Raw genomic sequence first — 13,482 nt, forward strand, 5'->3', positions numbered from 1 at the left:
TACGAGATCGCTCGATGAAAATCCTGTTCCTCTGCACTGCCAATAGCTGTCGCAGCATCCTCTGTGAAGCAGTCTTCAATCACTTGGCACCGGAAGGCATGAAAGCCTGCAGTGCGGGCAGTCAGCCCAAAGGTGAAGTGCATCCGCTGAGTCTCAAGACTCTGGAAAACGCTGGTATTTCGACGCTTGGGCTGTTCAGTAAGTCCAGCGATGCCCATGTGAATTTGGCGCCCGACTTCGTCATCACGGTGTGCGACAAGGCTGCCGGTGAAGCTTGCCCGGTATTTTTCGGACCGGCCACCAAGGCCCACTGGGGGCTGGCTGATCCTTCGGAATATCACGGGACTCAAGAAGAGATCGAGGCGGCTTTTGAAGCCACGCTGGAGCAGATCAGAACCCGTATCCAGGCCTTCCTGGCATTACCGCTTTCGCAACTGAGTGCCGAACAGCTCAAGGCACAGCTGGCCCTGATTGGCACGCTGTAACCACAGGAGCAATTAACATGAGTAAAGGCCGTCTTTCTTTCCTGGACCGTTACCTGACCCGTCACCAGTGGCCTTCGCCACGGTGATTGACCCTTGGGTGGAAGTGCCAGTGCTGATTTCCCTGGTCGGCGTGGCCCTCTGGTTGAAACGCCGTTGGTTCGATGAATCCAAGAGCGCCGTTGCGCAGGACAAACACTATGTTTGATGACTCTATCCCTCAACTCGATACCGAACTGGTTGATCTCCCATCGACTGACAAACTGGGTATCGAAAAGACCTCCATCCACAAGCCGCGCATTTTGCTGCTGTACGGATCGACCCGTGAGCGCTCCTTCAGTCGCCTGTTGGTCGAGGAGGCCGCTCGATTGCTGGAGCACTTCGGCGCCGAGGCGCGGATTTTCAATCCGTCAGGTTTGCCGCTGCCCGATGACGCACCCGACGATCATCCCCGTGTGAAGGAACTGCGCGAACTGATGTTGTGGTCCGAGGGGCAGGTCTGGTGCTCTCCAGAGCGTCACGGTTCCATGAGCGCGGTCTTCAAGGCGCAGATCGACTGGGTGCCACTGGCGATGGGCGCGGTACGCCCGACCCAGGGCAAAACCCTCGCCGTCATGCAGGTGTGCGGCGGCTCGCAGTCGTTCAACGTGGTCAATCAGCTGCGGGTGCTGGGACGTTGGATGCGCATGTTCACCATCCCCAATCAATCTTCAGTGCCAAAGGCCTATATGGAGTTCGACGACAACGGCCGGATGAAGCCGTCTCCGTTCTACGACCGTGTCGTTGATGTGATGGAAGAGTTGGTGAAGTTCACGCTACTGCTTCGCGACCGTCAGGACTATCTGGTCGATCGTTATTCCGAGCGCAAGGAGTCGGCGGAAGAACTCATGAAACGTGTCAATCAGCGCTCCATCTGAGGGTTTTTCACCGTGCAACAACACCCATATTCCGTACTGCCGCTGGCACAGTTCAATGGCCAATTGATCTTCACCCCGTGTCCCGGCACGAAGGGCACCAAGCCTTTCGAGGCGCTGCAAACCGTCAAGGACGCGGGGGCATCGGCACTGCTGACGCTAACCGGTTTGGTTGCCACTCGGCTGTTGATCGAAAGCGGTGTGCCATTGTGCGATGCCATCCGCGATGTTCAGTCGCTGCGCCCGCGCGCTATCCAGCATCCTGCCCACATTGAATACATCGGCCAGTTCGACACCCGGTCGAACGCCCACTGACACTCAATACAGAGCACAACAACATGGCTATCAAAGTTGGTATCAATGGTTTCGGCCGGATCGGTCGCCTCGCGCTACGAGCAGCCTGGAGCTGGCCAGAATTCGAATTCGTGCAGATCAACGACCCAGCGGGTGACGCGGCGACCCATGCGCACCTACTGAACTTCGACTCGGTACATGGTCGTTGGAATTACCAGGCCGACTCCGAGGGCAACAGCATCGTCATTGACGGCAAACGAATCAAGGTAACGGCCAACAAGGCAATTGCCGACACCGATTGGTCGGGTTGCGATCTGGTGATTGAAGCCAGCGGCAAGATGAAGACCGTCGCGGTGCTTCAGGCGTATCTCGACCAAGGCGTGAAGCGCGTAGTGGTGAGTGCGCCCGTGAAAGAGAAGGGCGCGCTGAATATCGTCATGGGTGTCAACCATCAGCTGTTCAAGCCGGCTGAACATCGCATCGTCACGGCGGCGTCATGCACCACCAACTGTCTGGCGCCGGTGGTGAAAGTCATCCACGAGAAGCTGGGCATTCGCCACGGTTCGATCACCACCATCCACGACCTGACCAACACCCAAAGCATTCTCGATCAACCGCACAAGGATCTGCGCCGTGCGCGTGCTTGCGGAATGAGCCTGATCCCAACCAGTACCGGATCGGCCACCGCCATTGCCGAAATCTTCCCGGAGCTGCGTGGGCGCCTGAATGGTCACGCCGTACGCGTGCCGCTGGCCAACGCTTCGCTGACGGACTGTGTCTTCGAGGTCGAGCGAGCCACCACTGTCGAAGAGGTGAATAAACTTCTCAAGGACGCTTCCGAGAATGAACTGAAAGACATCCTCGGTTTCGAGGAGCGTCCATTGGTGTCTATCGACTACCGTACCGATCCGCGTTCATCGATCATCGATGCGCTGTCGACCATGGTTATCAACGGCACCCAGGTCAAACTCTATGCCTGGTACGACAACGAATGGGGCTATGCCAACCGCACCGTTGAACTGGCCAGAATGGTCGGTCTGGCAGTCTGAGGAGCGGTTATGAAATCGTTGTCAGCCCTGGCGCCGGAAGTGCGGCAGTACCTGCTCGTGACGGGCAACTACTGGGCCTTCACTCTCACCGATGGCGCCCTGCGCATGTTGGTGGTGCTGCACTTTCACGCGTTGGGCTACAGCCCACTGCAAATCGCGGCGTTGTTTCTGTTCTACGAACTCTTTGGCGTGATCACCAACCTGGTGGGGGGCTATCTCGGCGCGCGATTAGGCTTGAACCGAACCATGAACATCGGGCTGGGGATGCAGGTCGCAGCGTTGTTGATGCTGACAGTACCCTCGGCCTTGTTGACCATCCCTTGGGTGATGGGCGCGCAGGCGTTGTCGGGGATTGCCAAAGACCTGAACAAGATGAGCGCCAAAAGCTCGATCAAACTTTTAGTGCCCGATGGGCAGCAGGGCAAGCTTTATCAATGGATAGCCATCCTCACCGGCTCGAAGAACGCGCTCAAGGGTGTCGGCTTCTTTCTTGGCGGAGCCTTGCTGGCATTGATCGGTTTCAAAGGTGCCTTGCTGGCCATGGCGAGTGTCCTGGCGCTGATCTGGATCAGCAGCTTGATCCTGTTAAAAAAGGACCTGGGTAAGGCCAAAGCCAAGCCCAAATTTCGCGACATCCTCTCCAAGAGCCGGGCGATCAATATCCTCTCGGCGGCGCGGATGTTTCTGTTCGGCGCCCGTGATGTCTGGTTTGTGGTGGCCTTGCCGGTGTACCTGAGTAGTGTCTTCGGCTGGAGTTTCTGGAAGGTTGGCGGGTTCCTGGCAGCCTGGGTGATTGGCTACGGCATCGTGCAGTCCTTCGCGCCGAACATCACTGGAAAGAAACGTGGGCACGTACCGGATGGTCGTACGGCATTTCTGTGGGCACTTGCACTGGCAGGCCTCCCGGCGGCAATCGCTCTCGGGCTGAACACTGGTTTGTCGCAGCAGGCGGTGCTGCTCGGCGGATTAATGCTCTTTGGGGCGCTGTTCGCGGTGAATTCGTCGTTGCACAGCTACCTGATCGTGGCCTACGCCAAGGAAGACGGTGTGTCGCTGGACGTGGGGTTTTATTACATGTCGAACGCCATGGGGCGACTGATGGGCACGGTGCTCTCGGGCTGGGTTTATCAGATGTACGGGTTGGGCGCGTGCTTGTGGATATCGAGCGCATTCGTGTCGCTGGCCGCTCTGGTTTCTATCGCCTTGCCTCGGCATGCAGAGGCGATATGAAACCGTCAGACAGGACGGACTGAACCCTTTGAGACTTTGGCACAGAATCTGTGCCCCTGACTTACCGCCTCCTACCACCACGGACGAACCTTGGATCGGTGCAAGATGATCGAGTATAGCGATTCAATTCAGCTCGCAACCCGCGTTACTCGGACAGGCGGATTCGAATCTGTTTTTCAATCTCGATGATTGCAAAGAGCGCAACGCCCACCCCGATGATCAGCAGGCCATCAACGAAGGGGATCGCTTCGGTTGCAAAAACCTTTTGCAGCGGTGGCGCATACGTGATGGCGAACTGCGCGAAGGTGACCACGGCGACTGTCATCCACACGACTTTGGTGCCACGAATGCCCTTCCAGGTAAGCGATGTGCTGTAGAGGTTGCGAATGAAGAACAGGTGGAAAATTTCCATCACGACTAACGTGTTAACCGCGATGGTTCGGGCCAACTCCACTGAGTAGCCCCGGTCGAGCGCATACGAAAAAATACCGTAAACGCCGCAGAGGAACAGAATAGAAACAAGCACCATATGCCAGACTAAAGCACCGCCTATGAGTGGCGCTTTGCGTGAACGGGGCGGTCTGAGCATAGTGTTTTCTTCGGTGGGCTCGAACGCCAGTGCGATGCCGAGCGTCACTGCGGTTATCAGATTGATCCACAGAATCTGTATCGGCGTCACCGGCAGCGTAATACCGAGCAGCAGGGCGACGATGATGGTCATTGTCTCGCCCGCGTTGGTAGGTAGCGTCCAGCTCAGCACTTTCTTGATGTTGTCGTAGACCGTCCGGCCTTCGCGCACAGCGGCCACGATGGATGCGAAGTTGTCATCGGCCAGCACCAGATCGGCGGCTTCCTTGGCGGCTTCACTGCCTTTTCCACCCATGGCGATACCGGCATCGGCACGCTTTAGCGCTGGTGCGTCGTTCACCCCATCACCGGTCATGGCCACTGTCATACCGTTCGATTGCAGCAGCATCACAAGCCTGAGCTTATGCTCAGGGCTGGTGCGAGCAAAGATATTGACGACCTTTACTGCCTCCTTGAGGGCGGCATCGCTCATGGCGTCCAGGTCAGCGCCAGACAGCACCTTGTCGGCATTTTGCAGGCCAATGTGGCGACCGATGGCGGCGGCGGTGCCTCCGTGATCGCCAGTGATCATCTTGACGACAATGCCTGCTGCCTGGCATTGCTGAATGGCCTTTTTTGTCTCGGGCCTGGGCGGGTCAATCAATCCGACCATGCCAAGCAAAGTTAAACTTCCTTGCACGTCCTCGAATTCCAACACGGTATGCTCGGGTGGAACTTGTCTAACTGCTAACGCCAATACACGCTGCCCCTTGGCGGCAATGGCGTTTGCCTGTGCGTGCCAGTAGTCCGCATTGAGCGGTTCAGTCTCGCGAGCGTTTACAAGCTGCTGCGTGCTCATGGCCAGTATTTGTTCTGGCGCGCCTTTTACGTAGATAGAGGCATGTCGATCATGGTTGTGGTGCAGTGTCGCCATGAAGCGGTGTTTGGCGTCGAACGGTATGGCGTCGGTGCGGGGCCAGGCCTGATGATCTTCATCACGATCGATTCCGGTTTTTCCGGAAAATGCCAGCAAGGCACCTTCCATCGGATCACCCTCAACCTTCCATGAATCTTCATGCAGGCGCAGCACGGCATCGTTGCACAAACCGGCTGCGCGCCCCAGCTCTTCCAGCGCAGGGTGAGACGACTTGTCGACTGGCTGATCTGCAAGGCTGATGCTGCCCATTGGCTGATAACCTGCACCATCGACCGTGAAGACGAGATCGTTCGTCACGACCGATGCCACCATCATTTCGTTGCGGGTAAGTGTGCCGGTTTTGTCAGTGCAGATGACGGATACCGAGCCGAGTGTTTCGATGGCAGGCAGGCGACGAACAATGGCGTTGCGACGAGCCATCGCCCTGACTCCGACAGCCAGCGTGATGGTCAGGACGGCGGGCAGCCCTTCAGGTATTGCAGCCACCGATATCCCGACCACGACCATGAAGATCTCGGTGAACTCGTAGTGCCCGACATAATGGCCATATACGAGTAACAACCCGCCAACCAACAAGATCAGGATCGTCAGCCTGCGTGCAAATACGTTCGTTTGTTGCACCAGCGGAGTCGTCAGCGTTTCTACTTCCGCAAGCAGCGTACTGATGCGTCCGATTTCAGCCGCTGCTGCGGTAGCAACTACAACCCCTGTCGCTTGCCCGCACGTCACAAGCGTGCCGCTGAACGCCATGCAGGTACGATCACCCAGGGCAGCGTCAAGCTCTACTGGTCTGGTATGTTTTTCTACGGGTAGGGATTCACCGGTAAGAATGGCTTCTTGAATCTGTAGTCTGTTCGCGTGCAGCAGGCGTAAATCAGCAGGGACTTTGTCGCCGGCCTCCAACAATACGATATCGCCCGGGACCAGCTTCTCGCCTGCAACGCTCAAGCGTTCGCCTGCGCGAATCACGGCGGCGTGCGGTGCCAGCATCTGCCGGATAGCGTCCATGGCTTTTTCCGCTTTGCCTTCCTGAACGTAGCCAATGATTGCATTGGTAATGACCACCGCCAGAATCACCACCGTATCCCACAGGTGTTGCAACATCGCGGTAATCGCGGCGGATCCTAGAAGCACGTAAATCAGAATGTTGTGAAATTGCAGGAGGAATCGCAGCCAGGCAGGTCGCCGTACTGCTTCTGGCAAGCGATTGAAACCCGTTCGGTCAAGCCGGGCTTGAACTTCATCGGCCGCCAGCCCGACATGCTCATTGACTTCAAGCAGGTTCGTCACCTGCTCTGCAGGCAGGGTATGCCAGGCCATGGAATGTGACGGAATGGGTATGGGCTCTTTTGCAGCTTCACCGACCGGCTTCTTCAATGAGTTTCTCCTGTGCACGCTCAACGGGAACGGGCTGAGGGGGCATGAGCGGGCGTGGATCGTTCAGGTCGGACATTCAAATTTCCTTGTTCAAACAAGTTTTGAAACTGCTCCGCTCAGAATAGTTTTAAACAATAGCAATCCACTTGTACGTTTATAGATTCAGCAGCCGGGGTTTGCAGTGCATGGCCTTGGCAGGCAGTTGAATCACGAACGGAAGCGTTCAGCTACCCTTGGGAGGCTGCGATGACATTGGTAGACGCTGAAGGTTTAAGTGAGTCAATTAACGTCAGCCACTCAGAGCACATTAAGAGGAATTTTCAGGTAGCAAGTGCCATTGCCTTCAGCTGGAGGCAAATTACCTGCTCGCATGTTCACTTGCACGGATGGCAGGATAAGTGTCGGCATGCCCAACGTAGCGTCCCGCGCTTGGCGCATAGCAACGAAATCTGCTTCGCCAGTGCCCTCATGCACATGAACGTTATGGGCTCTTTGCTCGGCAATGGTGGTTTCATTGCGGTAGTCATCTCGACCCGGGGCCTTGTAGTCGTGGCACATAAACAAACGGGTATCGTCGGGCAACTCGAACAACTTTTGAATGGACTGGAAGAGTTTTCGCGCATCGCCACCGGGAAAATCGCATCGGGCAGTGCCGTAATCAGGCATGAACAGCGTATCGCCGACAAAACCGGCATCACCGATTAAATAGGTCATGCAGGCCGGCGTATGACCTGGTGTGTGGATGGCGTGCGCTTCGATCCCTCCGACCAAAAAGCGCTCACCGTCTTTCAGCAGCCGGTCGAATTGACGACCATCAGTGGCAAACTCGCTGCCAACGTTGAACAACTTACCAAAAGTATTCTGAACCACGGTGATCTGCTCGCCGATGGCCAGTTGGCCGCCCAACTCGCGCTTTAGATACTGCGCTGCGGAAAGATGATCGGCATGTACATGGGTTTCCAGTAACCACTCCACCGTAAGGGCTTGCTCCCGCACGTAGGCAATTAGACGTTCCGCGCTTTTGCAAGACGTGCGACCCGATGCGGGATCGTAATCGAGCACTGAGTCGATAACGGCGCAGTGCCCTGTATTCGGGTCGCTGACAACATAGCTGTAGGTATACGTAGCGGAGTCAAAAAAAGCTTCTACATGGGGTTTCATGATGGAATTCTCTTTTCGATATACGAAGTGGAGTGCTGATCTACCAATGGGCTTTTGGTCAGGAGCCGTGATCAGCGCTGCAGACCTGAACCACCACGGGCGCCTTCAGGCGCCCGCCAGTGTGCAACGGCCGTCGTTCAGCGACGGTTACAGGTCTTGATGCCCAGCAAGGTGTAGACAGGGCAGAAACGGAAAATGCCAGTGGCCAGCGGCACCAAACCGATCCAACCCCATGCGCCGATCACACCGGACAAACTGAGCCCAATGAGAAGCAGGCCGGCGACAATGCGCAGGCTACGGTCTATGGTTCCAATGTTTGCTTTCATGGCGATCTCCCGATCAATGGCTGCGCCGGCTCTCCAGCGCAGTAAACAACAACATGCCGGCCAGCATGGCCAACATGAACACGATCACTTGCCAGTGTCCTGTCAGCAGAATGGCCACTGCGGGGCCAGGACAGATGCCCGCTATTCCCCAGCCGATGCCGAACAACAGGCTCCCGCCAATCAAGCGCGGGTCCAACTCACGTTTGACCGGTAGCTGCATTGGCCTCCCCAGCAGCGAGCTGGATTGTCGGCGGGCCCAGGTCAGCGGGCCAAAAGCCACGCCAATGGCTCCCACCATGACCAACCCCAAGGAAGGGTCCCAGGCACCGGTTAAATCCAGGAAAGCGAGTACTTTGCTGGGGTTGGCCATGCCTGCCAGAAGCAGGCCCAGGCCGAACAGCAGGCCAGCAATGAATGCGGTCAGTTTGATCATGTCCAGCCCTCCAGCAGATGACGCAAGACAAACACTGTGGCGAAACCACTGAACATGAAACACCCAGTGGCGACCATCGATCGCGGCGAAAGGCGCGACAGGCCGCATACCCCATGACCACTGGTGCAGCCTGATCCGTATCGTGTGCCGATGCCCACCAATACACCGGCGGCGATCAGTCCGAGCCAGCCACTTTGGAACTCAATCTGCGGCAGCGCAGCGAACAAGCCCCATAGAAGTGGCGCGATGAGCAGACCCAGGAGAAAAAGTGCTTTCTCACTTACCCCCTCGCTCCCGCGCTGTAAAAGACTGCCGATCAGGCCGCTGATGCCTGCGATACGCCCGTTGGCGACGACGAATAGACTGGCCGCCAGGCCAATCAATGCGCCACCGGCAAGGGATGACCAGGGAGTGAAGTTGAGCCAGTCGACATTCATGACATTTCTCCGGCGCAAAAATGTTGATACAAGGTTTGGATGACTGCCAATGCTGCGGGACTGCTGATGCGATAGAACACCTGCTTTCCGTCGCGGCGGGTCTCCACCAGCCCTTCGCGACGAAGCACTGCCAGCTGTTGAGAGAGAGTCGGTTGCTGTATCCCCAGCAGTGACTCGAGATCACTGACATTGCGCTCGCCTTGGGATAGCTGGCACAGGAGGATCAAGCGATCCGGATTGGCCAGGGCTTTAAGGAATTGGCTGGCAGCATCGGCATTGGCGTGTAGCTGCTGGATATCTGATTCGGGCATACGATTGGTCACTAATTAATCAGTTTGCTAAATTATAGTATATAAAAAAATAAAGTGTTTGGTGGCATTGATTTGCGCTGGTCACTGGCAGGCGAGATCGGGGAGGGCAAGTCACGGGCTCTGGGCGAGGCTTGGGTGTTGGCGCCGACGTCGCATTGACCTGATTCCTCGCACCAACGCCTGTTTGTTCGAATCGCGCCGTCCCGAGCATATTTTTCAATGACTAAGGCCAATGTTCACAGCATTGGTCTTTTCCATGTACGTGACATGTGCGGAGAAGGCTGACGGCGGGTATCAGGGAAAAGCTGATATACGGGAAAGCCGCACTCGAATAAGGTGCAGCAGTTCGCCCTGCCAGCTGTTTCAGAGAAATGCTGAGTGGCCGCAACTGGTCAGGGTGGGCTTACTTTCTTGACTGCCCGGCCACTGTGCCGGGTTGTTGGTTTTCGCCATTCGTCCAATGCCGGGCACTTGAGCGCGGTGTGGCTCTCTCACGTTTAAGCACGGATTCACCCGGGCGTGAGAGCGGAGAGTCACCATGGAAATTGACGAGAATGCACCTGGCAACAGATCCCAACAGAACGTGACGCGCACGGCGGACAACGAAACCGGCCATGACCCTGAAAGGGATGAGCCAGGGATTCCGTTGCAGCCGGACGACGGAGCCCCTGTTGATGAAGATATGACCGACGTGGAGGCCAACAACTCGGTATCGAGTGAGCATCCCGACGCTGGAACGAGCGGTCGCGTCGATAATCCGGATCAGGATGAAGATCATAAGGAGGCTCGCGGCATGCCGGCGAGCGATCCGGAATCTGGCGCCTGACCATGTTCGGCTCATTTCAATAGCCCGCACAGCGCGGGCTTTTTTACGCCTCGAATTCACCTGTGGCCAGGGCAGCCCTCGGGAAGGCCTGGACGTCGATAACCGGACAGTGCGAGACAGGGCGTCGTCGCAGCCCTCTGTCATGAAATGAAAAGCCATTGTCGTCTGATGAGAAGCGACTCGCCAGACGGCGTCCTACAGTCCAATCAGCGCAATTCGACGCAGCACGCCCCAACTTGAGACTGGAGAATAAGAAAAAATGGCCAACGCCGTACGCTTCTACGAAACCGGTGGTCCCGAAGTCCTTCGTTATGAAGAGGTCGAGGTCGGCGACCGGGCCAAAGGGATTCAGGTGCACAGCGGGTGCGGCATGTCGGAAACCTGCCCGGCCTTGCCAAGTCGTTGCACATAAACCTTCGGTGAACACCCGGTCCTCTGCTTGAAGCACCGATAAAAAGTCGACAGCGAGTTAAACCCCGCAGCACCGGCAATATCGTCAACCCGCGACGCATGCCGTTGCGCATTCAAGCGTTCAAGCGCCTCATCAAGCCGCAACTGATTGAGCAACGCATAAAACGTTTGCCCCCGAACCTGATTGAGAAAAAACGAAATCTGGTTACGCGTGTAACCCGTCGATGCCGCTACATGAGACAGGTCCAGCCGAGGATCCAGATAGGGCTTCGACTGCTCAAAGTACTGCTGCAAATCATTGGACAGCGCCCCGACCTGACGGGCAGACAATCCCAGCCGACTCACGGCATCGGCACTGTATGCCGGACGAATCACAGTGGTCGCCTGGCTGACCAATACCGCATGTTCGTTGACTTTAACAATCAATCCATCCTTCACCGAGAGCGCCTCGACAGTGCGAAATGAAACCAGGCCGTCGCTGCCATTGAGTGTCACCCGGTACTGCAGGAACGCGGTGTCGCCGTCGATGCGCAAGCGATCGGTGTAAGTCTGCAACTCTTCTGATCCTACCGGCATGCTCGCCGCGAGATAGTCGCGCAGCTGCGAGTGCTCGATGGTCCGGTTCTGGAAAAAATCGTTGTACTCGATAGCCGGATGATAGAGCGCCATCACGCTGTCCAGGTCGCGTCTTTTCCAGGCCTGGTGGTAACGCACGGCAACTTCATGAGTCTGCGCGCTCGAAGGGTCCGCCAGGAAGGTGGGGGTGGTGTGTAAATCGAGTGCTTCCACAACGAGCTCCATGGCACAGATCAGGGCGAAGCCACGAGTATTCCAGATGCTGTGGTTTTCCGCCCGTGTCCGCTGCGAGGTTTACCGCATCGTTGTGCCTGTGAAAGCGCCGGCGATTGCTTTAGCGTCAGCCCATGATTTTTTCGGAGCATGAGTGCATGACGCTTCACACCGCGAACCGATCCCTGGCAGATGCCAGGCCTTATCCTGTCTGGCAGGAGACGCGAGTTTCTGCGTCTGCTGCACCGAGGCTCACCGGCGAAGTGCTGTGTGATATTGCGATAGTGGGCGGCGGATTCGTCGGGTTGTGGACGGCGCTGATGGCGCGTCAGCGTTGGCCAGATGCAACGATCGTTGTGCTTGAGGCCGGGCAATGCGGCGGTGAAGCCAGTGGGCGCAATGGCGGGTTCTGCGCGCCGAGCATCTCTCACGGCGTTTCCAATGCGCTGAAACGTTGGCCCGGGGAAGCGGAGCAACTGGTTCGACTGGGCAGGGAAAACCTCGTGGCGTTTGAAGAGGATCTTCAGCGCTATGGCATGGATGTAGCGTTCGAGCGCTCCGGAAAGTTGAACGTCGCGAGCCAGCCGTGGCAGGTTGAAGGGCTGAAGTCGATGCAGCGCAACTACCAGCGCTTTGGTATCGCCTGCGATTATCTGGAAGGCGACGCGCTGAAGTCCCACCTGGATTCACCGGCCTATGTCGCGGGTGTTTTCGAGCCCAATTATGCGTTGCTGAACCCGGTCAAGATGGTCGCTGAATTGCGCCGTGTGTGTCTTGCGCAAGGTGTGCAGCTGTTTGAGCATTCTCCGGTAACCAGCCTGCGCCAGGACGGAATCCATCAAGTGCTGGAGACCGGGTTGGGCTCCGTCAAAGCGGCGAAAGTCGCCCTCGGCACCAACATCGCGCCGCCGTTGCTGGGGGCGCTGAAGTCCAAGGTCATTCCCATATATGACTATGCCCTGGCGACCCGGCCCCTCGACGATTCGCAGCTGCGCGCCATCGGGTGGGTCGGTCGCTACGGTATCGCCGACAGTGGCAACCAGTTTCATTACCTGCGCAAGACCGAGGACAACCGCATTCTCTGGGGTGGTTATGACGCTATCTATCATTTTGGCAGCCGACGCGATGAGGCGTTGACCCAGCGTCCCGACAGCTTCGTGACGCTGGCCCGGCAATTTCAATCAACCTTCCCGGCATTGGCGGACGTCACGTTCAGCCATGCCTGGGGCGGCATCATCGATACCTCTGCGCGCACCACCATGTTCTGTGGCACTTCGTCTGATGGTCGCGTTGCCTATGCCCAGGGGTTCACGGGGCAGGGCGTGTCTGCCAGTCGTTTCGCGGCGTTGACCATGCTCGATTTGCTCGAAGGTCAATCGACCGAGCGCACGCAGTTGGCGATGACCTCGACGGCGCCTTTCCCGTTTCCACCCGAGCCCTTGCGATACGCGGGCGTCTCCCTGGCGCAGCGCTCGCTGGCCCGCGAAGACCTTACCGGGCGCCGCGACTGGTTGCTCAAGGGGTTTGATGCGTTAGGGATTGGCTTTGATTCTTGAACTGAAGTGAGCATGACCATGAACAACCCCGATCACATCATCGATTTCGCCAACCCCAAGTTGCCCGTCGTCGAGCTGGAAACCAGCGATCCTGCGCTGGTCGACGCCCCGTATCGCAGTCGCAGTTGGCGGCACTTTATGGCGCCGGAGAAAAATGCTGTCGCAGGCATCTGGGAGGCCCCCGAGCACCTTGAGCGCTGTGAATGTGATTACGACGAGCTTTGTCATTTGCTCGAAGGGCATGTCCGGTTGACCGACAGCAAGGGCGTCAGCCAGGAGTTCAAGACGGGCGCCACGTTCGTGGTCGCCGCCGGATTCAAAGGGACCTGGGAGAACCTGACGCCGGTGCGCAAGGTGTTCATGATTCTCAGGGGGTGATGCC

At 57.3% G+C, this 13,482-nt stretch carries 15 protein-coding genes and 1 pseudogene; 9 read left to right on the top strand and 7 right to left on the bottom strand.

Features of this window, described 5'->3' with window-relative positions; translation table 11 throughout:
- The first annotated feature begins 14 nt into the window (after positions 1-14).
- The 6 genes and pseudogenes from ACM1ZW_RS20375 (at position 15) to arsJ (ending at position 3,969) form a co-directional block, all read left to right on the top strand.
- Positions 15-485, top strand: a complete 471-nt coding sequence (locus ACM1ZW_RS20375; protein ID WP_017337865.1) for an arsenate reductase ArsC — start codon at positions 15-17, stop codon at positions 483-485.
- Between the two features lie 61 nt (positions 486-546).
- Positions 547-690: pseudogene (locus tag ACM1ZW_RS20380) on the top strand (arsenical-resistance protein); the annotation flags it as partial.
- On the top strand, positions 683-1,399 hold the full coding sequence (gene arsH, locus ACM1ZW_RS20385; protein WP_414878816.1) for an arsenical resistance protein ArsH: 717 nt from the start codon (positions 683-685) through the stop codon (positions 1,397-1,399). The pseudogene ACM1ZW_RS20380 and the gene arsH, both read left to right, overlap by 8 nt.
- 12 nt (positions 1,400-1,411) lie before the next feature.
- Positions 1,412-1,711, top strand: coding sequence for a hypothetical protein (locus ACM1ZW_RS20390; RefSeq protein ID WP_017337867.1), 300 nt, complete (start codon positions 1,412-1,414; stop codon positions 1,709-1,711).
- 23 nt (positions 1,712-1,734) lie between these two features.
- Entirely contained in the window at positions 1,735-2,739 is a 1,005-nt protein-coding gene (locus ACM1ZW_RS20395; RefSeq protein ID WP_414878817.1) for an ArsJ-associated glyceraldehyde-3-phosphate dehydrogenase, read from the top strand.
- 9 nt (positions 2,740-2,748) lie between these two features.
- Entirely contained in the window at positions 2,749-3,969 is a 1,221-nt protein-coding gene (gene arsJ, locus ACM1ZW_RS20400; RefSeq protein WP_017337869.1) for an organoarsenical effux MFS transporter ArsJ, read from the top strand.
- Positions 3,970-4,114: 145 nt separating this feature from the next.
- On the opposite strand, the gene ACM1ZW_RS20405 is transcribed toward arsJ, so the two are convergent.
- The 6 genes from ACM1ZW_RS20405 to ACM1ZW_RS20430 form a co-directional block, all read right to left on the bottom strand.
- Positions 4,115-6,793 carry a cation-transporting P-type ATPase gene (locus ACM1ZW_RS20405; protein WP_416740828.1) on the bottom strand — a complete coding sequence of 893 codons (2,679 nt, stop codon included), beginning with the start codon at positions 6,791-6,793 and terminating at the stop codon, positions 4,115-4,117.
- A gap of 354 nt (positions 6,794-7,147) precedes the next feature.
- On the bottom strand, positions 7,148-8,011 hold the full coding sequence (locus tag ACM1ZW_RS20410; protein WP_416739180.1) for an MBL fold metallo-hydrolase: 864 nt from the start codon (positions 8,009-8,011) through the stop codon (positions 7,148-7,150).
- Positions 8,012-8,148: 137 nt separating this feature from the next.
- Positions 8,149-8,337, bottom strand: a complete 189-nt coding sequence (locus ACM1ZW_RS20415; protein ID WP_017337873.1) for a DUF2892 domain-containing protein — start codon at positions 8,335-8,337, stop codon at positions 8,149-8,151.
- A 13-nt stretch (positions 8,338-8,350) separates the two neighbouring features.
- Complete coding sequence (locus ACM1ZW_RS20420) at positions 8,351-8,770, bottom strand: DUF6691 family protein (protein WP_017337874.1); 420 nt, start codon at positions 8,768-8,770, stop codon at positions 8,351-8,353.
- Entirely contained in the window at positions 8,767-9,207 is a 441-nt protein-coding gene (locus tag ACM1ZW_RS20425) for a YeeE/YedE family protein (protein ID WP_414878819.1), read from the bottom strand. Before ACM1ZW_RS20425 ends, ACM1ZW_RS20420 begins: the two co-directional genes overlap by 4 nt.
- The gene (locus ACM1ZW_RS20430) at positions 9,204-9,518 is read right to left on the bottom strand and encodes an ArsR/SmtB family transcription factor (RefSeq protein WP_017337876.1); all 315 of its coding nucleotides are present in this window, start codon (positions 9,516-9,518) and stop codon (positions 9,204-9,206) included. The genes ACM1ZW_RS20425 and ACM1ZW_RS20430 overlap by 4 nt, the downstream gene beginning before the upstream one ends.
- A gap of 538 nt (positions 9,519-10,056) precedes the next feature.
- Here ACM1ZW_RS20430 and ACM1ZW_RS20435 point away from each other — a divergent pair.
- Complete coding sequence (locus ACM1ZW_RS20435; RefSeq protein WP_414878820.1) at positions 10,057-10,344, top strand: hypothetical protein; 288 nt, start codon at positions 10,057-10,059, stop codon at positions 10,342-10,344.
- 348 nt (positions 10,345-10,692) lie between these two features.
- Here ACM1ZW_RS20435 and ACM1ZW_RS20440 read toward each other — a convergent pair whose 3' ends face one another.
- Positions 10,693-11,544 carry a helix-turn-helix domain-containing protein gene (locus tag ACM1ZW_RS20440; RefSeq protein WP_416739181.1) on the bottom strand — a complete coding sequence of 284 codons (852 nt, stop codon included), beginning with the start codon at positions 11,542-11,544 and terminating at the stop codon, positions 10,693-10,695.
- Between the two features lie 158 nt (positions 11,545-11,702).
- Between ACM1ZW_RS20440 and ACM1ZW_RS20445 the strand changes: the two genes are divergently transcribed.
- On the top strand, positions 11,703-13,100 hold the full coding sequence (locus ACM1ZW_RS20445) for an NAD(P)/FAD-dependent oxidoreductase (RefSeq protein WP_416739182.1): 1,398 nt from the start codon (positions 11,703-11,705) through the stop codon (positions 13,098-13,100).
- A gap of 12 nt (positions 13,101-13,112) precedes the next feature.
- The gene (locus ACM1ZW_RS20450; protein ID WP_416739183.1) at positions 13,113-13,478 is read left to right on the top strand and encodes a cupin domain-containing protein; all 366 of its coding nucleotides are present in this window, start codon (positions 13,113-13,115) and stop codon (positions 13,476-13,478) included.
- Positions 13,479-13,482: the final 4 nt, after the last annotated feature.

It is taken from the genome of Pseudomonas sp. NFX71 (assembly GCF_048079215.1).
GTDB lineage: Bacteria > Pseudomonadota > Gammaproteobacteria > Pseudomonadales > Pseudomonadaceae > Aquipseudomonas > Aquipseudomonas fluorescens_B.